The sequence below is a fragment of the Streptomyces sp. NPDC055632 genome (assembly GCF_053618675.1).
This window is the reverse complement of sequence record NZ_JBSHHY010000018.1, coordinates 121,590-147,730: the sequence shown is the minus strand read 5'-3', so window position 1 is coordinate 147,730 and position 26,141 is coordinate 121,590. Positions and strand designations below refer to the sequence as shown.

The 26,141-nt window shown below is 76.8% G+C and carries 9 protein-coding genes; 8 read left to right on the top strand and 1 reads right to left on the bottom strand.

The features are described 5' to 3' along the window. Positions 1-131: 131 nt before the first annotated feature. Positions 132-665 (top strand): DoxX family protein, encoded by a 534-nt coding sequence (locus ACWGSR_RS23110; protein ID WP_376238656.1) that lies wholly within the window; start codon positions 132-134, stop codon positions 663-665. Between the two features lie 116 nt (positions 666-781). Then, entirely contained in the window at positions 782-1,693 is a 912-nt protein-coding gene (gene opcA, locus ACWGSR_RS23105; RefSeq protein WP_376238659.1) for a glucose-6-phosphate dehydrogenase assembly protein OpcA, read from the top strand. Between the two features lie 189 nt (positions 1,694-1,882). Here opcA and ACWGSR_RS23100 read toward each other — a convergent pair whose 3' ends face one another. Further along, positions 1,883-2,521 (bottom strand): 4'-phosphopantetheinyl transferase family protein, encoded by a 639-nt coding sequence (locus tag ACWGSR_RS23100; RefSeq protein WP_376238662.1) that lies wholly within the window; start codon positions 2,519-2,521, stop codon positions 1,883-1,885. Between the two features lie 363 nt (positions 2,522-2,884). On the opposite strand from ACWGSR_RS23100, the gene ACWGSR_RS23095 reads away from it, so the two are divergent. The 6 genes from ACWGSR_RS23095 to ACWGSR_RS23070 are packed head-to-tail and all read left to right on the top strand — an operon-like array spanning position 2,885 to position 25,952. After that, the gene (locus ACWGSR_RS23095; RefSeq protein WP_376238667.1) at positions 2,885-3,913 is read left to right on the top strand and encodes a 3-oxoacyl-ACP synthase III family protein; all 1,029 of its coding nucleotides are present in this window, start codon (positions 2,885-2,887) and stop codon (positions 3,911-3,913) included. Position 3,914: 1 nt separating this feature from the next. Continuing rightward, positions 3,915-4,160, top strand: coding sequence for a phosphopantetheine-binding protein (locus ACWGSR_RS23090; protein ID WP_366378908.1), 246 nt, complete (start codon positions 3,915-3,917; stop codon positions 4,158-4,160). Next, entirely contained in the window at positions 4,157-4,912 is a 756-nt protein-coding gene (locus tag ACWGSR_RS23085) for a 2-oxo acid dehydrogenase subunit E2 (RefSeq protein WP_376238671.1), read from the top strand. The genes ACWGSR_RS23090 and ACWGSR_RS23085 overlap by 4 nt, the downstream gene beginning before the upstream one ends. Then, complete coding sequence (locus ACWGSR_RS23080; protein ID WP_453568582.1) at positions 4,909-6,027, top strand: alpha/beta hydrolase; 1,119 nt, start codon at positions 4,909-4,911, stop codon at positions 6,025-6,027. The genes ACWGSR_RS23085 and ACWGSR_RS23080 overlap by 4 nt, the downstream gene beginning before the upstream one ends. Then, complete coding sequence (locus tag ACWGSR_RS23075) at positions 6,024-6,890, top strand: thioesterase II family protein (RefSeq protein WP_453568580.1); 867 nt, start codon at positions 6,024-6,026, stop codon at positions 6,888-6,890. Before ACWGSR_RS23080 ends, ACWGSR_RS23075 begins: the two co-directional genes overlap by 4 nt. Positions 6,891-6,908: 18 nt before the next feature. After that, positions 6,909-25,952, top strand: a complete 19,044-nt coding sequence (locus tag ACWGSR_RS23070) for an SDR family NAD(P)-dependent oxidoreductase (protein WP_453568578.1) — start codon at positions 6,909-6,911, stop codon at positions 25,950-25,952. Positions 25,953-26,141 lie beyond the last annotated feature (189 nt).

The following is a 26,141-nucleotide window of genomic DNA, read 5'->3' as shown; positions in this document are numbered from 1 at the left end:
AAGCAACAGCCGACAAAAGCCGCAAAAGGGTACTCGAATGGAGTACGGATCCGGGGCCCGGACGGCGGGAGTCCCGGCGGACGCGGACAGTGGACGGCGTACGCGTCCCCCTCCCGCACCTGGAGAACCCCATGGCCCACCCCAACCGACGCGATCTCGGGCTGCTCGTGCTCAGGGTCGGCACCGGCGCCGTGCTCGCCGCGCACGGCACGCAGAAGCTCTTCGGCTGGTTCGGCGGCGGGGGCGTCGAGGGCACGAGCGAGGCGATGGAGGCCATGGGCTTCTCGCCGGGCCGGCAGAGCGCGATCGCCGCCGGTCTCGGCGAGGCGGGCGGCGGCGCCCTCCTCGCCCTCGGCATCGCCACCCCGGCCGCCGGGGCCGCCGCGGCCGGCGCCATGGCGGGCGCCGTCTCGGTGCACGCCCCGGCCGGCTTCTTCGCCCAGGGCGGCGGCTACGAGTACCCGGCCTTCCTCGGCTTCACCGCCGCCGCGATCGGTGTCACCGGCGCCGGGCGGTACTCCCTGGACCACCTCACCGGCCACGCCCTCGACCGGCCCTGGGTGGTGGCCGTCGCCTTCCTCGGCACCGCGCTCGCGGCCGCCGCCGTCGTCGGCCGCCGCGCCCAGGGCCAGGCCGCCCCCGAACCGGACCCCGAGCAGGCCTAGGGCCTGTCCGGCGGATCAGGGTCGGACGGGCCCTGGAGGGATCCGCCAGGGGCCCGCACGCGTTCGCCGCGCGGGGGAGTTAGGCTCGCCGGAGAGGAAGGGACGGGCGCCGCGACATGAAGATCGATCTGACGGACACCAATTCCAGCAAGATCAACAAGGCGATCCTGAAGGGCCGCAGGGACGTCGGCACCCCCGCCGTCGGCGCCGTGCTCACCCTCGTCGTCGTCACCGACGAGGAGAACGCCTACGACGCCGTCAAGGCGGCCAACGAGGCCTCCCGGGAGCACCCCTCCCGCATCCTCGTGGTCATCAAGCGCCACGCGCGCACCCCCCGCGAGCGGCACGAGACCCGGCTCGACGCCGAGGTCCGGCTCGGCAGCGACGCCGGTTCGGGCGAGACGGTCGTGCTCCGGCTCCACGGCGAACTCTGCGCCCGCGCCGAGTCCGTGGTCCTGCCCCTGCTCCTGCCGGACGCGCCCGTCGTGGTCTGGTGGCCCGTCGACGCGCCCGAGGTCCCCTCCAAGGACCCGCTCGGCTCGCTCGCCCAGCGCCGCATCACCGACGCGTACGCGGTGGAGGACCCGCTCGCCGTCCTGGAGACCCGCGCCGCCTCGTACGCCCCCGGCGACACGGACCTCGCCTGGACGCGGCTCACCCCCTGGCGCTCGATGCTGGCCGCCGCGCTCGACCAGGCGCCGCTCGCCGTCACCTCCGCCGCCGTCGAGAGCGAGGCGGAGAACCCCAGCGCCGAACTCCTCGCCCGCTGGTTCGAGGTCCGCCTCGGCGTCCCCGTCGACCGGGTCGTCACCGACGGCCCCGTGATCACCGGCGTCCGCATGGGCACCCCGGACGGCGAGATCCTCATCGACCGGCCCGAGGGCCCGGTGGCCCGCCTCGCCATCCCCGGCCAGCCCCACCGCGTCCTCGCCCTCAAGGTCCGCTCCACTGCGGAGCTGATCGCCGAGGAACTGCGCCGCCTCGACCCCGACGAGGCCTACGAGAGCGCCCTGCGCGGGCGGGCCTGAGCCCGGGCGGATCCGATCCGGGCGGGGCCGAACCCCGGCGGGGCCGACCCCGAGTGGCCCTGAACCTGGGCGGGGCTGACCCGGAGCGGGCCTGAATCGGGCAGGCCCGAACCCGAGCGGCCCGAACCCGAGCCGGCCTGAGCGCCCGGCAGCCGCCCCCGGCCGTCGGCGCGAAGCCCTCCCGGCAGGTCAGCCCCGGTACGTCACCGCCGTGACCAGCAGCCCGCCGGCCACCAGCCACCGGCCGGTGAACTCCGAAGGCCCGGGGCTCCGGAGCAGCGCCGCCCGGAACGAACCCGCCGGATCGAAGGTGACGTCCGCCTCCTCGAAGCCGAGCCGGGTCCGCGTCAGCGGGAACCACGCCTTGTAGACGCTCTCCTTCGCGCTGAACAGCAGCCGGTCCCAGTGGACGTACGGACGCGAGCGCACGAGGCGGTCGAGGCGGCGGAGTTCGGCGGGCCGCGCGATCGCCGCCAGCACGCCCGGCGGCAGGCCCCGGTGCGGTTCCGCGTCGATGCCGACGGACAGCACCTCCGGCGCCCGCCGCGCGACGGCCGCCGCGCGGTAGCCGTCGCAGTGGGTCATGCTGCCCACCACCCGCTCCGGCCAGCGCGGCGCGCCCTGCTCGCCCGGCAGCAGGGGCGCGGGGGCGACGCCAAGGCCGGCGAGGGCGCGCCGGGCGCACAGCCGCACCGTGGTGAACTCGCGCCGGCGGCCCTCCGAGGCCCGGCGGAGCAGCGCCTCCTCGGCGGGGAACAGCGGCGCGTCCGGCGGATCGCCGTACGCCTCCGCCGACGCCACCCCCGGCGGCAGCAGCAGCTCGATCACGTCGTCGTACCGAACGGGTGCGAGGGGGCGGGCCCCGCGTCCGGCGGGTCGCCGGGGGCGGGGAGCCCGGTCGTCTCCGTCACTCCGGTCGTCCCTGTCGCTCCCGTCGTCCCCGTCGTCCCGGTCGGGAAGCGGCCCGGGGCGCCGCGCGGCGCGGTCGGCCGCCCGGGCGCGGCCGTGGATCCGATGGCTGTCACCCGCCCAGGCTCGGCGGCCCCGCTGAAGCGCCGCTGAAGGCACGTCACCCCCGGTGCGGTGGTTCAGGGCTGCTTTAGAACCCGGACCTAGCGTCCCGACGCAAGCCGGGCGGAAGACCGGACGGAACGAGAGAGAGGACGCCACGTGGTGGACCCGGACCGTACGGTGCGTGTTCTGTCCGCGGGGACCGCCCTGCCGGGCTCCCCCATCGACACCGAGGCGCTGGCCGGACGCTTCGGAATGGACCGGCTCTGGCAGCAGTGGGTCGACACGTTCATCGGCACCCGCACCCGCCATCTCGCCCTCGACCTCGCGACGGGCGAACCCCGCGAGTCGCTCGCCGACCTCGCCACGGCCGCCGCCGCGACCGCGCTCGACCGTGCCGGGCTGTCCCCGGACGACGTCGACCTCGTGGTCCTCGGCACCGCGACCCCCGACACCCTGATGCCGGCGACCGTCAACGTCGTCGCCGACCGGCTCCGCATCGACGGCATCCCGACCTTCCAGCTCCAGTCCGGCTGCTCGGGCGCCGTGCAGACCTTCGACCTGGCGACCTCGCTGCTCGCCGCCGGCCGCCACCGCACGGCCCTCGTCATCGGCGGCGACGTCATCGCCAAGCACTACGACGTGACCGCGGACCTCGGCGCCCTGCCGCCCGAGGAGCTCGTCAACTACGTGCTCTTCGGCGACGGCGCCGGCGCGGCCGTCCTCACCACCGCGCCCGGCCACGACGACGCCCCGGCCGTCCGCACCGTCCTGACCCGGCTCTCCGGACTCGACCGGGAACCGGGCCAGGTGCTCCGCTGGTACGGGCTCGCCGACCGCGACAGCCCCCAGGCGCCCGCGGGCGAGGACTACAAGGCCATCGAGGAACTGGTCCCCGAACTCGCCGCCGACGTGGCCGACGAGATCCTCGACGACCTCGGCTGGGAACGGGAGGACGTCGCCTACCTGCTGCCCCCGCAGCTCTCCGTCACCATGACCGACCGGATCGTGAAACGGCTCGACTTCCCGCTGGCCGAGGAGATCAGCTGCGTCGGCGAGACCGGCAACAACGGCAACGCCCTGCTCTTCTTCCAGCTGGAGCGGCTGCTCGGCGCGATGGACGCCCCGTCGCGGGCCGTCGCCGTGGCCATCGAGTCCAGCAAGTGGATCCGCTCGGGCCTCGCCCTGGAACTGAACGGGAGCACCTGACATGAGCGCCGCACCCGGCCGCCCCCTGGGCCGCCAGGAGTTCGCCGACCTGGTCCGCGACGAGATCGGGATCGACGTCACCGAGGCCGAACTCGACCTCCCCCTCGACGCGTTGACCGGCTGGGACTCCGTACACCTGCTGTCCCTGCTCGTCCTCCTGGAGAAGGAGACCGGCAGGCCGCTGTCCCTGCCGGACTTCCTCGACGCGGGCAGCCTGGCCGCCATCCACGAGGCGGTGGCCCGGTGACCGGCCGCCCCTTCCCCAGCCAGCGCCGGCACACCCTCTTCTTCCTCGACCAGATCAGGGACTTCTCCCCGGTCCACCTCGACACCGAGGTGGACGCCACCGCGATCGTCGCCTCCCGCCGCCGCGCCCGCGAGGCCGGCGCGCGCCGCTCGGTCGTCGCCCACGTCGTGCACGCCGCCGCCGGAGTGCTCCGCGAGCACCCCGAGGCCAACGCCGCGATCCACGGCCGGCTCGACCCGACCGTCGCCACCTACGACACCGTCAGCGCCAAGGTCACCCTCGACCGGAACCTGGACGGCCGCCGCGTCGTCCTCGCCACGGTGGTGCCCCGCCTGGAGGACGCCGACCTCGACGCGATCCAGGAGCACCTCGACCGCGCGCTCGCCGACGACCCCGACACCGCCGAACGGTTCGCCCCCGTACGGGCGTTGAGGGCACTGCCCTGGCAGGAGGCCCTGGACCGGTTCCGGGCCGCCGCCGGACTGCTCGAACGCCGCCCCGAGATCACCGGCACGTTCAGCGTCACCTCGCTCGGCCACCGGGCCGTCGACGGATTCCACTCCGTCGGCGGCACCACCGTCACCCTCGGCGTCGGCCGCATCGCCGACCGGCCCGTCGTCCGCGACGGAGCGGTCGTCGTCGCACCGGTCCTGCGGCTCTCCCTCACCTTCGACCACCGGGTCATCGACGGCGCCGAGGCCGCCGACGTCCTCACCGAGATCAAGGACGCGCTGGAGGCGTACCCCGCATGACCGACACCACCGGAGGGCCCGGCCGTGGCAACGACCTGGACGAACTCAAACGCTTCGTCGTCGCGCACGCCGTCTCCCAGAACCTTCCCGCCGACCACTACGCACCGCTCCTGGACCGGATCACCACCGACACCGGCGACGCCCCCGGCTCCTGGGCGTACGAATGGATCCGCGCCGGCGACGAACTGGACGCGGCCGGGCAGACCCTGGCCGCCGGCCAGTACTACGTCCTGGGCCGCTTTCCGTTCGTGGACGGCCCCGGCCGGGCCCGCGCCCTGGCGCGCTCCGTCGACGCCTTCGACCGCTGGCGCAAGGCCGAGGACACCGGGATCGAGAGCGGGACGGCCGACGTCGACGGCGTCCCCGTCCGGATCTGGACCGCCGGCCTCGACGCCGCCCGCCCCCGCCCGCTGCTCGTCGTGACCGGCGGGATCGTCAGCACCAAGGAGCAGTGGGGACCGCTGCTGCCGCAGCTCGCCTCCCTCGGCCTGGCCGCCGCCGTCGCCGAACTGCCCGGCGTCGGCGAGAACCCCCTGCGCTACGAGCGCGACGGCGCCCGCCTGTTCGGCGCGATCCTCGACGCCCTCGCCGACCGCGCCGACGTCTCCCGCACCTATCTGCTCGCCCTCAGCTTCAGCGGCCACCTCGCCGTCCGCGCCGCCCTGGCCGACCCCAGGATCCGCGGCATCGTCGGGAACGGCACCCCCGTCCACGACTTCTTCACCGACCCGGACTGGCAGCGGACCGTCCCCGAGGTCACCCGCGACACGCTCGCCCACCTCACCGGCGTCCCCGCCGACACCGTCTACGACCACCTGCGGGACTGGGCCCTCACCGACGACGAACTCCGCTCCCTCGACGTCCCGTTCGCCACGGTCACCGCCCTCCGCGACGAGATCGTGCCGCCCTCCGACGCCGAACGGCTGCGCCGCCACGTCGCCGACCTCGACGTCCTGGAGCACGACGACGTGCACGGCGCCCCCGCCCACCTCGCCGAGACGAAGGCGTGGAGCCTGCTCGCCGTCCAGCGGATGCGCCCCGACGCCGACCCGGCGGTCACCGAACGCCTCACCGCCGCCGTCGCCGCGGCACGCGGCGCGGGAGCCGCCCGATGAGCACGGCCGGGCCCGCCACGACCACGGCCGGGCCCGCCACGACCACGGCCGGGCCCGCCACGACCACGGCCGGTCCCACGACCACGGCCCGGACCGGTGCCGCGGCCGACTGGCTCCGCCAGTACGCCCCCGCCGACGCCGGAGCCCCCTGCCTGGTGGTCTTCCCGCACGCGGGCGGATCGGCCGGGTTCTTCACCCCGCTCGCCCGCGCCCTCGCCCCCGCCGTCCGGGTCCTGGCCGTCCAGTACCCCGGCCGGCTCGAACGCCGCACCCACCCGCCCGCCGGGGACGTCCGGGAGCTCGCCCGCCACGCGCTCGCGGCCGTCGCCGAGGCCGTCGCCGGGACCCCGGCGGGCGACGGGACCGCCCCGCTCGTCCTCTTCGGGCACAGCATGGGCTCGCTCGTCGCCTTCGAGGCCGCCCTGCTCGGAGAGCGGGGGCACGGACCCGCCCCCGCCGCGCTCCTGGCGTCCGGCGGCCGCGCCCCGGCCCTGACCCGGGTGGACCCGTCGATCCTGCGCAGCGACGACTCCCTCGTCGAGGAGGTCCTGCTGCTCGGCGGCACCGACCGGGCCGTCCTCGACGACCCCGACCTGCGCGAGCTGATCCTGCCCGCGCTGCGCGCCGACTACCGGGCGCTCCAGTCCTACGTCCCCGATCCCGCCGCCCGCGTGCGCTGCCCCGTCCGGGCGCTCGTCGGCGACCGCGACCCGCTGGTGCCGGTCGCCGACGCGCGGCGCTGGCGGGACCACACCACGGGACCCTTCCGGCTCCGGGTGCTCCCGGGCGACCACTTCTATCTGAATCCGCGGCTGACGGACGTGGCGGACACCGTACGCACGGTGCTCGCGGAACTGTCCTGACCGAGAGTGAGGCTGTAGTTGAGCGGCAAGGGCAACGACACGCAGGGAACCCCGAGGACCACGACCGCCACGGCCGGGCCGGTCGCCCCGATCGCGGTGATCGGCCTGGCCTGCCGGCTGCCCGGGGCCCCCGACCCCGAGGCCTTCTGGCACCTCCTGCGCGAAGGACGCAGCGCCGTCCGGGACGTGCCCGAGGACCGCGCCGGACCGGCGTCCGGACCGGGCTCCGTCGCCGAACTGGCCGGCGGTCACCCCGGCGTCCGGTACGGCGGGTACCTGGAGTCCGTCGACGGGTTCGACCCCGCCTTCTTCGGCATCTCGCCGCGCGAGGCGGCCGCCGTGGACCCGCAGCAGCGCCTCGTCCTCGAACTGGCCTGGGAGGCGCTGGAACACGCCGGCGTCCTGCCCGCCGCGCTGCGCTCCACCGCCACCGGCGTCTTCGTCGGCTCGCTCGCCGACGAGTACGCCGCCCTCGCCCGCCGCACCGGGCCCGGCCGCCACACCCTGACCGGCACCACCCGGGGCATCCTCGCCAACCGCGTCTCCTACGTGCTCGGACTGCGCGGACCCAGCATCGCCGTCGACACCGCGCAGTCCTCCTCCCTCGTCGCCGTCCACCTCGCCTGCGAGAGCCTGCGGCGCGGCGAGTCCGCGCTCGCCCTCGCCGGCGGCGTCAACCTGATCGTGGACCCCGCCTCCACCGCGGCCGTCGCCCGCTTCGGCGGACTCTCGCCGGACGGCCACTGCTACACCTTCGACCGCCGCGCCAACGGATACGTGCGCGGCGAGGGCGCCGGCCTCGTCCTGCTCAAGCCGCTCGACGCCGCCCTCGCGGACGGCGACCGCGTCCACGCCGTCCTCCTCGGGAGCGCCGTCAACAACGACGGCGCGACCGACGGCCTCACCGTGCCCAGCCCCGAGGCGCAGGCCGACGTGGTCCGGCGCGCCTGCGCCGCCGCCGGAGTGGCGCCCGAGACGCTCCAGTACGTCGAACTCCACGGCACCGGGACCCCGGTGGGCGACCCGCTGGAGGCCCGCGGACTCGGCCTCGCGCGGGACGGCGCCGAGGACCGGCCGGTCCTGGAGGTCGGCTCGGTCAAGACCAACATCGGCCACCTGGAGGGCGCGGCCGGCATCGCGGGACTGCTCAAGACCGTCCTCGGGGTCGCGCGCCGCGAACTGCCGGCGACGCTCAACCACGCCGAGCCCCACCCCGACATCGACCTGGACGGGCTGCGCCTCGCCGTCCGCACCGAGCCCGGCGCCTGGCCGCGCGCCGGCGAACGGCTCCTCGCGGGCGTCAGCTCCTTCGGCATGGGCGGCACCAACTGCCACGTCGTGGTCGCCGAGCCTCCGGCGCCGGCCGGTGGGGGCGGGCCGTCGGCCGTCGCGGGGACTCCGGTACGGGCCGAGGCCTTGGTACTCGTCGGGGCCGGGGCCTCCGCCGATCCCGAGGCGCCCGGCTCCGAGGCGCCCGATCCCGAGGCGCCCGGTGCGGAGCCGGTCCTGCCCCTGGTGCTCAGCGCCCGCACCCCGGCCGCGCTGCGCGAACAGGCCGCCCGGACCGCCGCGCTGATCGAGCGCGAGGGCGGGGTGCCGCTCGGCCTGGCCCGCGCCCTCGCCACCACCCGTACCGCCTTCGAGCACCGTGCCGCCGTGACCGGCGACGTCCGCGCCGGGCTCGCGGCCCTCGCCGCCGGCCGCGCCTCCGCGGGCGTCGTCACCGGCACGGTCGCCGCACCGGGCGCGGGCCCCGGGACGGACGCCGCGCCCGCCGGGACGGGCCCGGCCGTGCTCTTCCCCGGCCAGGGCAGCCAGCGGCTCGGCATGGGACTCCGCGCCCACGCCGAGTCCCCGGTCTGGCGGGCCGCGTTCGACGAGGCCGCCGAGGCGCTCGCCCCGTACCTCCCGCGCCGGATCGAGGACGTGATCCGGGCCGAGCCGGGCACGGAGGAGGCGGCCCTCCTCGGCCGCACCGCCTTCACCCAGCCCGCGCTGTTCGCCGTCGAGGTCGCCACCTACCGCTGGCTGGCCTCGACGGGCCTCGAACCCGCCTTCGTCGCCGGGCACTCGATCGGCGAGGTCGCCGCCGCGCACGTCGCGGACGTCCTCGACCTCGACCGTGCCGCCGAACTCATCGCCGCACGCGGCCGGTTGATGGACGCGCTCTCCGGGGGCGGCGGCATGCTGGCGGTCGGCGCCACCGAGGAGACCGCCGCCGAACTGCTCGCGCACACCGCCGGCACCGTCGCCGTCGCCGCCGTCAACGGCCCGGCGTCGGTGGTCCTCTCGGGCGAGACCGCCGCGCTCGACGAGATTGCCGCGCGCGCGGCCGAACGCGGCCTGCGGCACCGCAGGCTCGACGTCAGCCACGCCTTCCACTCGCCGCTCATGGAACCGATGCTGGACGAGTTCCGCCGCACCCTGTCCGGAATCGCCTTTCGGCCCGCCCGCATCCCCTTCGTCTCGACGGTGACCGGCGACCTCGTCACGACCACCGACGCCGACTACTGGGTGGAGCACGCGCGCCGACCGGTCCGGTTCGACGCGGCCGTCCGCCGGCTGACGGACCTCGGCGCGACCGTCCTCCTGGAGGCGGGCCCCGGGACGACGCTCAGCGCGCTCGGCCGGGAGGTCACCGGCCGCGCGGCGACGTTCGTGCCCGTCCTCGGCAAGGACGACGCGCCCGCCGCCGCCCTCGGCCGGCTCTTCACCGCCGGGGCCGACCCGGACTGGGACGCCGTGGCCCCGCCCGGCGGCCCCCGCCCGGAGCTGCCCACGTACCCCTTCCAGCGGGAGCGCCACTGGCTCGACCTCGGCCCCGACCTCGACCTCGGCCCCGGCCCCGGCCCTGATTTCGGCCCCGGCCGGGACGCGGATGCCACCGCCCCGGGCTCCGAGGCTCCGGTCGCCCCCGCGAAGGATTCCGCGCCCGTGTCCGTCGTCGACCTCCGGCTCGAACAGCGGGTCGTCGAAGAGGTCGCCGCCGTGCTCGGCTTCGCCGACCCGGCGCGCCTCGACCGCACCGCCACCTTCAAGGACCTCGGCATCGACTCCCTCGGCCTGGTCGAACTCCGCGACCGGCTCGACACCGCCCTGGGCACGGAACTGCCGGCCGCGGCCCTGTTCGCCCACCCGACGACCGAGGCCCTGCTCGACCTGCTCCGCACCGACGCGGACGTTCCGGGGAAGGCCGCGAAGCCCGTGCGGGCCGCGAAGCCCGTGGCGGCCGCCGGGCAGCGGGCCGACGACGATCCGGTGGTCATCGTGGGCATGGGGTGCCGGTTCCCGGGGGGCGTGGCCTCGCCGGAGGACCTGTGGCGCCTGGTCACCGACGGCGTCGACGCCATCGGTCCGTTCCCCACCGACCGGGGCTGGAACCTCGACTCCCTCTTCGCCGACGACCCCGACCGCCCCGGCACGTCCACCACCCGGCACGGCGGATTCCTCGACACGGCCGCCGAGTTCGACGCCGAGTTCTTCGGCATCAGCCCGCGCGAGGCACTCGCCCTCGACCCGCAGCAGCGGCTGCTGCTCCAGACCTCCTGGGAGGCCCTGGAGCGGGCCGGCATCGACCCGCACGGCCTCAAGGACTCCGACACCGGCGTCTTCGTCGGGGCGACCGCCTCCGACTACGCGCCCCGGCTCCACGAGGGCGGCGCGGGCTCCGACGGCTACCTCCTCACCGGCTCCACCATCAGCGTGGCCTCGGGCCGCATCGCGTACGTACTGGGGCTGCGGGGACCGGCGCTGACGGTGGACACGGCGTGCTCGTCGTCGCTGGTGGCCCTGGACCTGGCGGTCCGGTCGGTCCGGTCCGGCGAATGCTCCGTGGCGCTCGCCGGCGGTGTGGCCGTGATGGCGTCGCCCGGGATGTTCGTGGAGTTCTCGCGCCAGCGCGGCCTGTCGCAGGACGGCCGGTGCCGCGCCTTCGCGTCTGGTGCCAGTGGCACCGGCTGGGCGGAGGGCGTCGGCGTACTCGTGGTCGAGCGGTTGTCGAAGGCGCGTCGTGAGGGTCATCGGGTGCTCGCGGTGGTGGCGGGTTCGGCGGTGAACCAGGACGGTGCGTCGAACGGTCTGACGGCGCCGAACGGGCGTGCTCAGGAGGAGGTGATCGGTCGGGCGCTGGCGGACGCGGGTCTGGTTCCTTCGGACGTGGACGCGGTGGAGGCGCATGGCACCGGGACGCGGTTGGGTGATCCGATCGAGGCGCAGGCGTTGATCTCTGCTTATGGCGGGGATCGTGAAGTGCCTCTGTTGCTCGGGTCGTTGAAGTCGAACATCGGGCACGCGCAGGCGGCCGCCGGTGTGGGTGGGGTGATCAAGACGGTGATGGCGTTGCGGGAAGGGGTGTTGCCCCGGACCTTGCACGCCGAGGAGCCGTCGCCGTTCGTGGAGTGGGAGGGGTCGGGAGTCCGGCTCCTGGGGGAGCAGGAGGTGTGGCCCGAGCGCGGTCGTCCGCGCCGGGCCGGGGTGTCCTCGTTCGGGATCAGCGGCACCAACAGCCACGTCATCCTCGAACAGGCTCCGGAGTACGTGGATCACGCTGACCATCCCGGTCGCCCCGATCACGTCGGGCCCGTCGAGCCCGGACCGTCGCCCGACCGGCCCGGCACCGCCCCCGACCGTCCGGCCCCGCCCGTCCTGCTCTCCGGCAACACCCCGGCCGCGTTGCGCCGCCAGGCCGCCGCGCTCGCCGACCACCTGCGTGCCCACCCCGACACCGACGCGCACGCGCTCGCCGCCGCCCTCGTCCGGCGCGCCCGCCACGCCCACGGCGCGGCGGTCCCGGTCGACGGCGACCCGGGCCGACTCCCCGCCGCCCTGCGCGCGCTCGCCGCCGGAGAGGTCCACGACGCCCTGATCACCGGCGAACGGGCCGCCGGACGGACCGTGTTCGTCTTCCCCGGGCAGGGCTCCCAATGGAGCGGCATGGCCCGTGAACTCCTCGGCTCCAGCCCCGTGTTCCGGGCCGGGATCGAGGCCTGCGCCGACGCGTTCGCCCCGCACACCGACTGGTCCCTGCTCGACGTGCTGCACGGCGCCCCCGACGCCCCCGGCCTCGACCGGGTCGACGTCGTCCAGCCGGTCCTCTTCGCCGTGATGGTCGCCCTCGCCGGACTGTGGCGGTCGGCCGGCGTCGTGCCCGACGCCGTCGTCGGGCACTCCCAGGGCGAGATCGCCGCCGCGCACGTCGCGGGCGCGCTCTCCCTCGCGGACGCGGCGAAGCTCGTCACCCTGCGCAGCCGCGCCCTGACCGGCATCGCCGGCGACAGCGGCATGGTCTCCGTCGCCCTCGACGCCGACGGCCTCGCCCCCGTACTCGCCGAGCACCCGGACGAGCTGGAGATCGCGGTGCTCAACGGGCCCCGCGCCACCGTGGTCGCCGGCGGCGACAGCGCCCTCGGCGCGCTTCTGGCCTGGTGCGAGGAGCGGGGGGTGCGCGCCCGCCGCATCCCCGTCGACTACGCCTCGCACACCCGTTACGTCGAGCCGCTGCGCGACCACCTGCTGGAACTCGGGGCCGGTCTGACGCCGGGCACGGCCGGGACCGCGTTCTACTCCGCCGTGACCGGCGGCCCGGTCGCCACGGACGCCCTCGACGCCGGGTACTGGTACCGCAACCTGCGCGAGACCGTGCGGTTCGAGACCGCCGTCGGTAGCCTGGTCGACTCCGGGCACCGGCGCTTCGTCGAGATCAGCCCCCATCCCGTCCTCACCTTTGCCGTCGAGGAGATCCTCGCCGAGCGCGGCGTCACCGCCTTCACCGGCGGCACCCTGCGCCGCGACCACGGCGGCCCGGACACGTTCCGGCGCTCCCTGGCCGCCGCGCACCTCGGCGGCGCGCCCGTCGACTGGGCCGTCCCCGCGACCGCGCCGGACCTCCCGCTGACGTACCGCTTCGCCGCCGACCGCCACTGGCTCGTCCCGTCCGGCGGGCCCGCGGCCACGGCCCTGCCCGGCCTCACCGCCGACGCCCACCCGCTGCTCGGCGCCCGCGTCGAACTCGCCGACGGAGCGGCGCTGTTCACCGGCCGGATCGACCTGCGCGCACAGCCGTGGCTCACGGACCACAGCGTCTTCGGCACCGTCCTCGTCCCGGGCACCGCCTTCGCCGAACTGGTCCTCCACGCGGGCGCCGCCGTGGACCTGCCGACGGTGGCGGACCTGACCGTCCGCACCCCCCTCGTCCCCGACCCGGACCGCCCCACGGCGCTCCAGGTACGCGTCGCACCCGCCGACGCCACCGGAGCGCGCGAGGTGACCGTGCACGCGCGGCCCGACGACGCCGCCCCGTGGACCCTGCACGCCTCGGCGACCCTGCGCGCGGCCGGCCCGGCCGCGGCGCCGGCGGTCCCCGCGACCCCGCCCGCCGACGCGGAACCCGTCGCCCTCGACGACGTCTACGCCGGCCTGTTCCGGCTCGGCTACGACTACGGCCCCGCCTTCCAGGGCCTCGCGACCGCCCGCCGTACCGCCGACGGAGTGCTGTACGCCGAGCTCGACCCCGGCCTGTCCGACGGGGACGGCACCGCGCCCCGCGCGGGCTTCGCGCTCCACCCGGCACTGCTCGACGCCGCCCTGCACCCGGTCGTCGCCGGACTCGTCGGGACGCACGGCACGGACCCGGAACGACCTTTGCTGCCCTTCGCGTTCGAGGGACTGCGGATCACCGACGCGGCCGCGGCCGCCGACGCCGACCGGCTGCGCGTACGGATCGAACCGCTCGCCGACGCCCGGTTCCGCCTCACCCTGGCCGACGTCCACGGGAACCCGGTCGCGGAGGTCGACTCGCTGGCGTTCCGGCCGGTCGGCCGCGCCGAACTCGCCGGCCGCCCGGCGGCCGGGACCACCGCCCACCACCTCGACTGGCCCGAGCTGCCCCTCGCGGGCCCGGCCACGGGCACCCCCCTCGTTCTCGCCGGACTCGGCGACACCGGCCTCGTCACCGACGCGGAGACCGTCCCGGACACCGAGGCGCTGCTGCACCGCGCCACGCCGCCCACGGCCGTACTCGTCCCCGTCACCGGCACCACCGACGGCACCGACCCGGGCCCCCGCGCCGTCCCCGCCCGCGCCCACGCGCTCGCCGCCGCCGTCCTCGCCCTCCTCCAGCACTGGATCGCCACACCGGACCTGCACGAGGTCCCCCTGCACGTCGTGATCAGGACCGGGGACCTGGCCGCCGCCCCCGTACGCGGCCTCCTGCGCACCGCCGCCGCCGAACACCCCGGCCGCTTCGCGCTCGTCGAGACCGACGGACCGGCCCCGGCCGCCCTCCTCGCCGGCGACCACGGCGAACCCGAGTCCGCGCTCCGCGACGGCCGGATCCACGTGCCCCGCCTCGCCGTCCACGACCTCGCCCCGGCCTCCCCGCCCGCCCCGGACGGGGACGGCACCGTCCTCGTCACCGGCGGTACGGGAGCACTCGGCGCGCTCGTCGCCCGCCGGCTCGCGGCGCGGCCGAGGCCCCCGCACCTGCTGCTGGTCAGCCGCACCGGACCGGACGCGCCGGGCGCGGACGACCTGGCCGCCGAACTCCGCGCGGCCGGCGCCCCGACGACCGTCGCCGCCTGCGACGTGACGGACCGCGACGCCCTGGCGCGGCTGCTCGCCGCCGTACCCGCCGACCGTCCGCTGCGCGCGGTCGTCCACACGGCCGGGGTGCTCGCCGACGCCACCGTCACCGAGCTCACCCCCGAGCGGCTGGCCGACGTGCTGCGGCCCAAGGTCGACGCCGCCTGGCTGCTGCACGAGCTCACCGCGGAGCTGCCGCTCGACGCGTTCGCGCTGTTCTCCTCGGCCGTGGCCGTCGCCGGCGTGCCCGGCCAGGCCAACTACGCCGCGGGCAACGCCTTCCTCGACGCCCTCGCCGCCCACCGCCGCGACCTCGGCCTGCCCGCCGTCTCCCTCGCGTGGGGCCTGTGGGAGGAGACCGGGGCCATGACCGGGCACCTCGGCGCCGCCGACCGGGCCCGGCTCGCCCGGTACGGCGTCGGGCCCGTCGCGACCGAAGCCGGTCTGGACGCCCTGTTCGCGGCGGAACGGCCGCACACGATCGTCTCCCCGCTCGACGAGGGCCTGCTGCGCCAGGAGGCGGCGGACGGCCGGCTCCGCCCGGTGTTCGGCGCCCTGGTGCGCGTGCCCGCGGCCGCCCGGCGCACGGCAGGCCCGGGCGGCGGCGCGTGGGCCGACCGGCTCGCCGCCGTCCCGGCCCACGAGCGGCTGCGCACGCTCACCGCGCTGCTGCGCGAACAGGCCGCGCTCGTCCTCGGACACGACGGGACCGGGGACGTCGGAGCGGACCGGCCCTTCAAGGAACTCGGCTTCGACTCCCTGACCGCCGTCGAACTCCGCAACCGGCTCGGCCGGCTCACCGGCCTCGCCCTGCCCGCCACCGTCGTCTTCGAGTACCCCACGATCGCCGGACTCGCCGGCCACCTGCACGCCTCGCTCACCGCGGACGCGCCGGAGAACGCCGTGGCGGTCGTCCGGGAGCGGGCCGACGACGATCCGGTGGTCATCGTGGGCATGGGGTGCCAGTTCCCGGGGGGCGTGGCCTCGCCGGAGGACCTGTGGCGCCTGGTCGCCGACGGCGTCGACGCCACCGGAGGCTTCCCCGAGGACCGGGGCTGGGACCTGGAGAAGCTGTACGACCCCGATCCCGACCACAAGGGCACCACGTACACCCGGCGCGGCGGATTCCTCCACGACGCCGCCGAGTTCGACGCCGACTTCTTCGGCATGAGCCCGCGCGAGGCGCTCGCCACCGACCCGCAGCAGCGGCTGCTGCTCCAGATCACCTGGGAGGCCCTGGAGCGGGCCGGCATCGACCCGTACGACCTCAAGGACTCCGACACCGGCGTCTTCGTCGGCGCCATGTACGACGACTACGCGGCACGCCTGCGCACGGCCCCCGAGGACGTCGAGGGCCTGCTCCTGGCGGGCAACCAGTCCAGCGTGGCCTCGGGCCGCATCGCGTACGTGCTGGGGTTGCGGGGGCCCGCGCTGACGGTGGACACGGCGTGCTCGTCGTCGCTGGTGGCGCTGGACCTGGCGGTCCGGTCGGTCCGGTCGGGCGAGTGCTCCGTGGCGCTCGCCGGAGGCGTCGCCGTCATGTCCACCCCGGGCACCTTCGTGGAGTTCTCCCGGCAGCGCGGCCTGTCCGCCGACGGGCGCTGCCGCGCCTTCGGCGCGGGTGCCGACGGCACCGGCTGGGCCGAGGGCGCGGGAATGCTGGTCGTGGAGCGGTTGTCGAAGGCACGTCGTGAGGGTCATCGGGTGCTCGCGGTGGTGGCGGGTTCGGCGGTGAACCAGGACGGTGCGTCGAACGGTCTGACGGCGCCGAACGGGCGTGCTCAGGAGGAGGTGATCGGTCGGGCGCTGGCGGACGCGGGTCTGGTTCCTTCGGACGTGGACGCGGTGGAGGCGCATGGGACCGGGACGCGGTTGGGTGATCCGATCGAGGCGCAGGCGTTGATCTCTGCTTATGGCGGGGATCGTGAAGTGCCTCTGTTGCTCGGGTCGTTGAAGTCGAACATCGGGCACGCGCAGGCGGCCGCCGGTGTGGGTGGGGTGATCAAGACGGTGATGGCGTTGCGGGAAGGGGTGTTGCCCCGGACCTTGCACGCCGAGGAGCCGTCGCCGTTCGTGGAGTGGGAGGGGTCGGGAGTCCGGCTCCTGGGGGAGCAGGAGGTGTGGCCCGAGCGCGGTCGTCCGCGCCGGGCGGGAGTGTCCTCGTTCGGGATCAGCGGCACCAACAGCCACGTCATCCTCGAACAGGCCCCCGACGGCGCAGGATCCACCGCCCCCGATTCCGACTCCGTACCCGCCGCGCCGCTCGTGCTGAGCGCGCGGACCGAGCCGGCGCTGCGCGCCCACGCCGCCGCGCTGCACGACGTCCTCACGCGGGACACCGCCCCGCGCACCTCCGACGTCGCCCACACGCTCGCCCGCCGGGCCCGGTTCGACCACCGGGCCGTCGTGGACGCGGACGGGGACGTCCTGGCCGCCCTCGCGGCCGTACGGGACGGCCGACGGCACCCCGGGGCGGTCACCGGCCGCGCCGAACCCGACGGACGGCTGGCGTTCCTCTTCTCCGGGCAGGGCTCCCAGCGCACCGGCATGGGCGCCGAACTGCTCGCCGCGTCCCCGGTGTACGCCGCCGCGTTCGACGCCGTCGCCGCCCACCTCGACCCGCTCCTCGGCATCGCGCTGCGCGACCTGGTCACCGGGGCGGACGGGGCGCTGCGGGAGACGCGGTACGCCCAGCCCGCGCTGTTCGCCGTCGAGGTCGCGCTCTTCCGGCTCGCCGAGTCCCACGGCCTGCGGCCGGACTTCGTCGTCGGGCACTCGGTCGGCGAACTCGCCGCCGCGCACGTCGCAGGGGTGCTCGACCTGCCCGACGCGGCCGCCCTCGTGGCCGCGCGCGGCCGGCTCATGCAGTCCGCCCGGGAGGGCGGGGCCATGGCCGCCTTCGCCGCGACGGAGGAACAGGCGGCCGGACTCGTCGCCGCGTCGGACGGCGCGGTCGAGCTCGCCGCCGTCAACGGACCGGACTCCGTCGTCCTGTCCGGGGACGCCGACGCCGTCGACCGGCTCGTCCGGCACTGGAAGGAGACCGGGCACAAGGCCTCCCGGCTCAAGGTCGGCCACGCCTTCCACTCGGCGCACATGGACGACGTCCTCGACGAGTTCCGCGCCGTCGCCACCGCGCTCTCCTTCTCCGCCCCGCGCCTCCCGGTCGTCTCCACCGTCACCGGCGAGGTCGCCGACCCGCTGGAACTGACCGCCCCCGACTACTGGGTGCGCCAGATCCGGCGCCCCGTGCGGTTCGCCGACGCCGTGCGCACGGCCACCGGGCTCGGCGTGACCCGGTTCGCCGAACTCGGCCCCGACGGCACCCTGACCGCCCTCGCCGGGGACGGCGGGGCGGACCGCGTCGTGGCCGTGCCCCTCCTGCGCCCCGGCACCCCCGAACGCGACACCGTACGGGCCGCGCTGAGCCGCCTCCACGTCGCGGGCGTCGACGTCGACCTCGTCCCGGACCTTCCCGGCGCCGGGATCGTCGACCTGCCCTCGTACCCCTTCGAGACCCGCCGCTACTGGCTCGACGTGCCCGAGGAGAACGGCGGCGCCGACGCGTACGGCCTCGACGACGCCCGGCACCCGCTCCTCGCCGGGGCGACCGAACTGCCCGACGGCAGCACGCTGTTCACCGGATCGCTGTCGTCCCGGCGGCGGCCCTGGCTGGCCGACCACCGGATCGACGGCCGGACCCTCGTCCCCGCGGCGGCCCTCGCCGAACTCGCCCTGGCGGCCGGTCGCGTCCTCGGCCGGCCCACGCTCCGCGACTTCCTCGTCCGGTCCCCGCTGGAGCTCGACCCCGCCGCCGACGCGCCCCTCCAGGTCGCCGTCGACGCCGACGGAGAGCTCACCGTACGGGCCAGGGCCGCCGACGGGACGTGGACCGTCCACGCCACCGCCCGGCTCACCGACGACCCCGTCCCCGCCGGGCCCGCCCCGGGCGCGCCCGCCGGAGACCGGATCGACCCGGGCGACCGCGCCGCGACCTACCGCCTGCTCGACGACGCCGGCTACGGCTACGGGCCCGCCTTCCAGGGCCTGGCCGCCGCCCACCGCGACGCCACCGGCGCCCTGCGGGCCGAGGCCGAACTCCCGCCCGCCCTCCACGGCACCGCCGGCTCCTTCGGGATCCACCCGGCGCTGCTCGACGCGGCCCTGCACGTCCTGCCGCTGCACGCGCCCGGCGGCCCCCGCCTCGTCCCGTACGCCCTCGACGGCGTCCGGCTGCACCAGCGCGGCGCCTCCCGGGCGACGGCCCTCCTGACCCCCGTGGGACCCGACGTCCACCGGCTCGACCTGACCGCCCCGGACGGCCGGCCCGTCCTCACCGTGGAACGCCTGACGCTGCGGCCGCTGCCCGCCGGGTCCGACCTGTACCGGACGGCGTGGGAGCCCGTCGAACCGCTCCCCGCCCCGCCCGGCACCCCCGACGTGCTCACCGTCGACGTGCTCACCGTCGACGCGGCAGTGGAAGACGGGGCGGCGGACGACCGGACGGCGGAAGGCGGAACGGCGGAAGACGATCCGCTCGCCGCCGCCGACGCGGCGCGGGCCGCCGTCGCCGCACGGCTCGCCTCGGACGCCGTCGGCCCGCTGCTCGTCCTCACCCGGGGCCTCGCCGTCGCCGACGGCGAACCCGCCCGCGCCGGGACGGCCGCCGTGTGGGGCCTCGTCCGCGCCGCCCAGGCCGAACAGCCCGGCCGGTTCACCCTGGTCGACACCGACGGCAGCCACGACGACGCCCTGCTCGCCGCGATCGCGGCCCGGCTGCCGCAGGCCGCCGTCCGCGACGGCGTCCCGTACGTCCCGCGACTGACGCCCGTGCCCGACGCCCCGGACGCCGCGCCCGCCCCCTGGCCGCGCACCGCCGACGGCGGCACCGTCCTCGTCACCGGCGGGACCGGAGCCCTCGGCCGGGCCACCGCCCGCCACCTGGTCACCCGGTACGGAGCCCGCACCCTGCTCCTCGTCTCCCGGCGCGGCCCGGAGCACCCGGACGCGGACGCGATCGCCGCCGAACTGGCCGCGCTCGGCGCGAGGGCCGAGATCCGGGCCTGCGACACCGCCGACCGCGACGCGCTCGCGGCCCTGCTCGCCGGGCTCGACGCGCCCCTGTCCGCCGTCGTGCACACCGCCGGGATCGCCGAGGACACCGTCGCCGAACGGCTCACCCCCGACGCCCTGCGGCGCCTGTTCGCGCCGAAGGCGCTCGCCGCGCGCCACCTCGACGAACTGACCCGCGACACCGGACTCGACGCCTTCGTGCTCTTCGGCTCGGTCGCCGGAGTCCTCGGCACCGCGGGCCAGAGCGGCTACAGCGCCGCCAACGCCGCGCTCGACGCCGTCGCCCACGGACGGCGGCGCGCCGGCCGGACGGCGCTCACCGTCCACTGGGGCCTGTGGGACACCGAAGGCGGCCTCGCCGGGGACCTCGGCGAACGGGACGTCACCCGCCTGGCGCGGGCCGGGATCAGGCCCCTGCCGGCCGCCGACGCGCTCGCGCTGCTCGACCGCGCGCTGCGTGCCGACCTGCCCGTCGTGACGGCCGCCGGACTCGACGCCCGCGCGACCGCCCCCCGCCGGCTCCCCGCCGCCCCCGGACCGCGCACGCCGGACGGCGACGCGGGCCCCCGGGCCACCGGCGGCGACGTGCCCCGGATCGTCCTCGCCGCCGTCGCCGACGTCCTCGGACACGCGCCGGACACCGTCATCGACCCCGACCGCCCCTTCACCGACCTCGGCTTCGACTCCCTCACGGCCGTCGAACTGCGCAACCGGCTCACCGCCGACCTCGGCGTCCGGCTGCCCGGAACCGTCGTCTTCGACCACCCCACACCGGCCGCCCTGACCGCCCATGCCACCGCCCTCCTGACGGACCCGGCCGACGCCCCGGACGCCCCGGGCGCCGACCCGGAACCGGCACCCGCCGCCGACCCGGACGACGACGCCATCGCGATCGTCGGCATGGCCTGCCGCTTCCCCGGCGGCGTCCGCACCCCCGACGAACTGTGGGAGCTGCTCGCCTCCGGCACCGACGCCATCACCGAGTTCCCGGACGACCGGGGCTGGGACCCGGACCTCTTCGACCCCGACCCCGACCACCCCGGCACCTCCTCCACCCGGCACGGCGGCTTCCTGCACGACGCCGCCGAGTTCGACCCCGCGTTCTTCGGCATCAGCCACCGCGAGGCCCTGGCCGTCGACCCGCAGCAGCGGCTGCTGCTCCAGACCGCCTGGGAGGCGGCCGAGGACGCCGGCATCGACCCCGCGAGCCTGCGCGGCACCGACAGCGGCGTGTTCGTCGGCGTCATGTACGCCGACTACGGCGCCCGGGTCCACCAGCACCGGGGCGCGGCCGCCGACCTGGAGGGCTACCTCGTCAGCGGCAGCGCCGGCAGCGTGGCCTCCGGCCGCGTCTCGTACACCCTCGGCCTCCAGGGGCCCGCGGTGACCGTCGACACGGCCTGCTCCTCCTCGCTCGTCGCCGTCCACCAGGCCGCCCAGGCCCTGCGGCTCGGAGAGTGCTCGCTCGCCCTCGCCGGCGGCGCGACCGTGATGGCGAGCCCCGCCACGTTCGTCGAGTTCAGCCGGCAGCGCGGACTCGCCCCCGACGGGCGCTGCAAGCCCTTCTCCGCCGACGCCGACGGCACCGCCTGGGCCGAGGGCGCGGGCCTGCTCGTCCTGGAAAGGCTGTCGGACGCCCGTCGCGCCGGCCACCGCGTCCACGCCGTCCTGCGCGGCTCCGCCGTCAACCAGGACGGGGCCAGCAACGGGCTGACCGCCCCCAACGGCCCCGCCCAGGAGCGCGTCATCCGCAGCGCCCTGGCCGCCGCCGGACTCGGCCCCGGCGACGTCCACGTCCTGGAGGCGCACGGCACCGGCACCCGGCTCGGCGACCCCGTGGAGGCGGGCGCGGTGCTGCGCACCTACGGCCGCGAACGCGCCGGGAACGGACCGCTCCTGATGGGCTCGGTGAAGTCCAACCTCGGCCACACCCAGGCCGCGGCCGGTGTCGCCGGGATCATCAAGTCGGTCCTCGCCATGCGGCACGGCCGGGTCCCGGGCACGCTCCACCTGGAGCGCCTGAACGAACACGTCGACTGGACCGAGGGCGAGGTACGGGTCCCCACCCGCCCGACCCCGTGGCCCGGGGGCGACGGGCCGCGCCGCGCCGCCGTCTCCTCCTTCGGCATCGGCGGCACCAACGCCCACGTGATCCTGGAACGGGCAGAGGAGCCCGCCCCCGCCCCCGCCCCCGCCCCGGCGCCGGTCGTGGAGCCCCCGGCGCAGGACGCCGACCTGCGCGACACCACCTCGCACGTCACCACCCCGTACGTCACCACCCCGCACGCCACCACCCCGCACGCCACCGCCCCGCACGCCACCGCCCCGCACGCCGCCGCCCCGCGCGTCGTGCCCTGGGTGCTCAGCGCCCGTACCGAGGAGGCCCTGCGGGAGCAGGCCGTCCGGCTGCGCCGGCACGTCCTGGACGGGCCGGAACCGCGCCCCGCCGACGTGGCGCTCTCCCTGGCGACCACCCGGACCGCCTTCGAGCACCGGGCCGTCGTCCTCGGCCGTGACCTGCCCGAACTCCTCGCCGGGCTCGACCACCTCGCGGCGGGCACGAAGCCGGAGCCCGCCGGATTCCCCCTCGTCGTCACCGGCACCCCGGTGCGGGGCGAGACCGCCCTGCTCTTCACCGGACAGGGCAGTCAGCGGACCGGCATGGGCACCGTGCTCCACCAGGCGTTCCCGGCCTATGCGCGGGCCTTCGACGAGGCCGCCGAGGCGGTGCTCCGCGCGGGCGGCCCGGACGTCACCGCCGCCGTCAACGGCTCCACGCCGGACCAGGACCAGGACCAGGACCAAGACCAGGATCAGGAACCGGTCCTGGATCTGGACCGGACGGAGAACACCCAGCCCGCGCTGTTCGTGGTCGAGGTCGCCCTGTACCGGCTGCTCGCCTCCTGGGGCCTGTCCGCGCCGTTCGCCGCCGGCCACTCCGTCGGCGAGATCGCGGCGGCCCACGCGGCCGGGGCGCTGAGCCTCGACGACGCCGCCCACCTGGTCGTCCACCGCGGCCGGCTCATGGGCGAACTGCCCGGGGGCGGCCTGATGGCCGCGGTCCAGGCGGACCCCGCCACGGTCGAGGCCCTCATGGCGGAGACCGGCCTGCGGGCGGACGTCGCCGCCGTCAACGCGCCCGGCTCGGTCGTCCTCTCCGGCGACGCCGAACCCGTCGCCGAGCTCGCCGGACTGCTCGCCGGGCGCGGCCACCGCACCAAGCGGCTCACGGTCAGCCACGCCTTCCACTCCGCCCGGATGGAACCGATGCTCGACGCCCTCCGGGACCGGCTGGGCACGCTGGCCGCCGCAGAGCCGGCCGCCACCGTGGTCTCCACGCTCACCGCGCGCGAGGCCGGCGCGGACGTCCTCGGGTCCCCGGCGCACTGGGCCGACCAGGTGCGCGGCACCGTCCGGTTCGCCGAGGCCCTCGACCGGCTGCGCGCCCTCGGCGCCACCCGCTTCCTGGAGCTCGGCCCGGACGCCGCCCTCACCGCGATGGCCGCGCAGTCCGACCTCGGCACCGCCGTGGCCGTGCCGTCCCTGGACCGCCGGAAGGACGACCTCACGGCGCTCTGGTCCTTCGTGGCCGCCGCCCACGTGGCCGGCGTCGCCTGGGACTGGCACGCGCTGCTCGGCCCCGGCGCCGCGACCGTCCCGCTTCCCACGTACCCGTTCGCCCGGGAGCGCCTGTGGCTGCTGCCCCCGGCCGGCGGCGACGGCACCGCGACGGGCGTCGGCGCGGACGACCCCGGCCACCCGCTGCTGTCCGCCGCGATCGCCGATCCCGACGGCGGCCGGACCGCGTACACCGGCGTCCTGTCGCACCGCCGGCAGCCCTGGCTCGCCGACCACGCCCTGCACGGCTCGCCGCTGCTGCCCGCCGCCGCCCTCGTCGACCTGCTGACCCGGCTGGCCCGGCGGCACGACGCGGACGGCCTCGCCGAACTCACCCTGCACGCCCCGATCGTCGTCGGACCCGACACCGAGACCCGGCTGCGCGTCACCGTGGCCGAGGACGCCGTCCGCGTCCACGCCAGGACCGGCGAAGCGCCCTGGACCCTCCACGCGGAAGCCCTGCTCGCCACCGGGGGAACGGCCCCGGACGCCTGGACGGGCGACCGGCCGCAGCACGCGCGGACCGTCGAACTCGGAGACGTGTACGGGGAGTTCGCCGCGCACGGATACGACTACGGCCCCGCCTTCCGAGGACTGCTCGCCCTGTGGTCCGACGGCGACACCCTCTACGCGGACGTGGACACGGGCGACCCCCTGGCCGCCGGCCTCCTCGACGCCGCCCTGCACCCGTGGCTCGCCGACGCGCTGCGCCGCGAGGGGAGCGGCGAGGGCGGCGACGGGACCGACGGGACCGATGTGAACGTGCCGTACAGCTGGCACGGGATCCGCGCGTACGCCGAGCCCTCCGGGCCGCTGCGCGCCCGCGTCCGCCGCCTCGGCGCGGCGGCCTTCGCCCTGGACGTCACCGACGACCTGGGCCGGCCCGTGCTCGGCGTCGACGAGGTCCGGCTCCGCCCGGTCCCGGCGGCCGCGCTGGGCGCCGGCCGGCGGGGGAGCGGCACCCCGCTGCACGAGGTCGTCTGGAAGGAGGTCCCGCTCGAACCCGCCGGACCGGCGGGCCGCGCGGTCGCCCTCGTCCTGGGCGACCCCGCCACCGCCGGGGAACTTCCCTTCCCGGTCGTGGCCGCGCCCGACGGGACCGAGGACACCGTCGTCGCCGTCGCCGCGCACGGCGACGCGCGCGCCAACCTGCGGGCCGTGCGCGAGCTGATCCTCGCCCTGCCCGAGCACACCCGTCTGGTCGTACTGACCCGGGACGCCGTCGCGGTCGACCCGGCCGACCCGGTCACCGGGCTCGCCGAGTCCTCGCTCTGGGGACTCGTCCGCTCGGCGCAGCACGAACACCCCGGCCGGATCGGCCTCGTCGACACCGACGGCCACGCCGACTCGACCGCCGCGCTGCCGCGCGCGCTCGCCGCCGGGGCCGACCAGACGGCCCTCCGGCACGGCACCGCCCACCGGCCCCGGCTCGCCCCCGTCACCCGGCCGGCGGGCACCGCGCCCGCCTTCGGCGACGGCACGGTGCTCGTCACCGGGGCGGGCGGCGCCCTCGGCTCGGCCGTCGCCCGCCACCTCGCCGGCCGGTACGGCGTCCGCAGCCTGCTCCTGGCGAGCCGGCGCGGCGACGCCGACCCCGCCCTGCGCGCCCTCGCGGAGGAACTGCGCGCCACCGGAGGGGAGTCCGTCGACGTCCGTGCCGCGGCGTGCGACCTCGCCGACGCGGCGGCGGTCGACCGGCTCGTCGCCGGGATCGACCCCGCCCGTCCGCTCACCGCCGTCTTCCACGCGGCCGGCACGCTCGACGACGCCGTCCTCGCCAACCTGACCGACGAACGGCTCGACCACGTCCTGCGGCCCAAGGCCGACGCGGCCGCGCACCTCCACCGCGCCACCGCCGGGCTGCCGCTCACCGCGTTCGTGCTGTTCTCCTCCGTCGCCGGCGTCCTCGGCAACGCGGGCCAGGCCGGCTACGCCGCCGCCAACACCCACCTGGACGCCCTCGCCCAGCACCGGACCGCCGCCGGGCTCCCCGGCACCTCGCTGGCCTGGGGCCTGTGGGAGACCGACGACGCGGCCGGAATGGCGGGCTCGCTCGACAACGCGGCCCGGGCCAGGATCGACCGGCTCGGCATCCGTCCCCTGTCGACCGCCGACGGACTCGCCCTGCTCGACACCGCGCTCGCCCTCGGGGAGAAGGCGCCCGCCCTCCTCGTCCCGGCGCGGTTCGACACGGCGGCCCTCGCGCGCCGGCCCGGGGGCCCGCCCCCGCTGCTCGCCGACCTCGTCCCCGTACGGCGCGCGACGGCGGCGGACCGCGGCCCCGCGGCCGTCCCGCTCACCGAGCGGATCGCGGGCCTCGAACCGGAGGCCGCGCGCGTCCTCGTCCACGGGGTCGTCCGGACGTGCGTCGCCGAGGTGCTCGGTCTGCCGCGGAGCGTCCACGTCCCCGACGACCGGGGCCTGTTCGACCTGGGACTCGACTCCCTGACCGCGATCGAGCTGCGCAACCGGCTCGGCGCGGAGGCCGGCACACGGCTCCCGGCCACCGTCCTCTTCGACCACCCCACCCTCAGGGACCTCACCGGCCACCTGCTGGAACGCGCCGCCGGGGAGCGGACGGTGTACGACGCGGACGCCCTGGGCGACTGGGTGAGCGCGGCGTCCGGCCTCGGGGCCGAGGACGACCGGCGGGCCGGACTCGTACGGGCCCTCAAGACGGCCCTGGGACGCCTCACCGGCCCGGAGGACACCGATCCCGCGACCGCCTTTGGAATGGATTCAGCCTCCGATGATGAGCTGTTCGGGCTGCTGGACCGAGAACTGACCGACTGACCGGCCGAGTACCGACCGGCCCGGCCCGAACACGGGTCGGGCCGGGCCGGACACCGACCGAGTACCGAACGGGCCGGAGCGAACCGGGTGTCGGCCCGCACCGGGCGCCGGCCCACACCGAGTGCCGGCCCGAACCGGGCGCCGGCCCGAACCGAGTACCGACCCAGCCGAACTGAGCACCGACCGAGC

Coding starts and splice junctions, on each gene's coding strand:
- ACWGSR_RS23110 (WP_376238656.1), top strand. CDS start 132: ATGGCCCACCCCAACCGACGCGATCTCGGGCTGCTCGTGCTCAGGGTC.
- opcA (WP_376238659.1), top strand. CDS start 782: ATGAAGATCGATCTGACGGACACCAATTCCAGCAAGATCAACAAGGCG.
- ACWGSR_RS23090 (WP_366378908.1), top strand. CDS start 3,915: ATGAGCGCCGCACCCGGCCGCCCCCTGGGCCGCCAGGAGTTCGCCGAC.
- ACWGSR_RS23080 (WP_453568582.1), top strand. CDS start 4,909: ATGACCGACACCACCGGAGGGCCCGGCCGTGGCAACGACCTGGACGAA.
- ACWGSR_RS23075 (WP_453568580.1), top strand. CDS start 6,024: ATGAGCACGGCCGGGCCCGCCACGACCACGGCCGGGCCCGCCACGACC.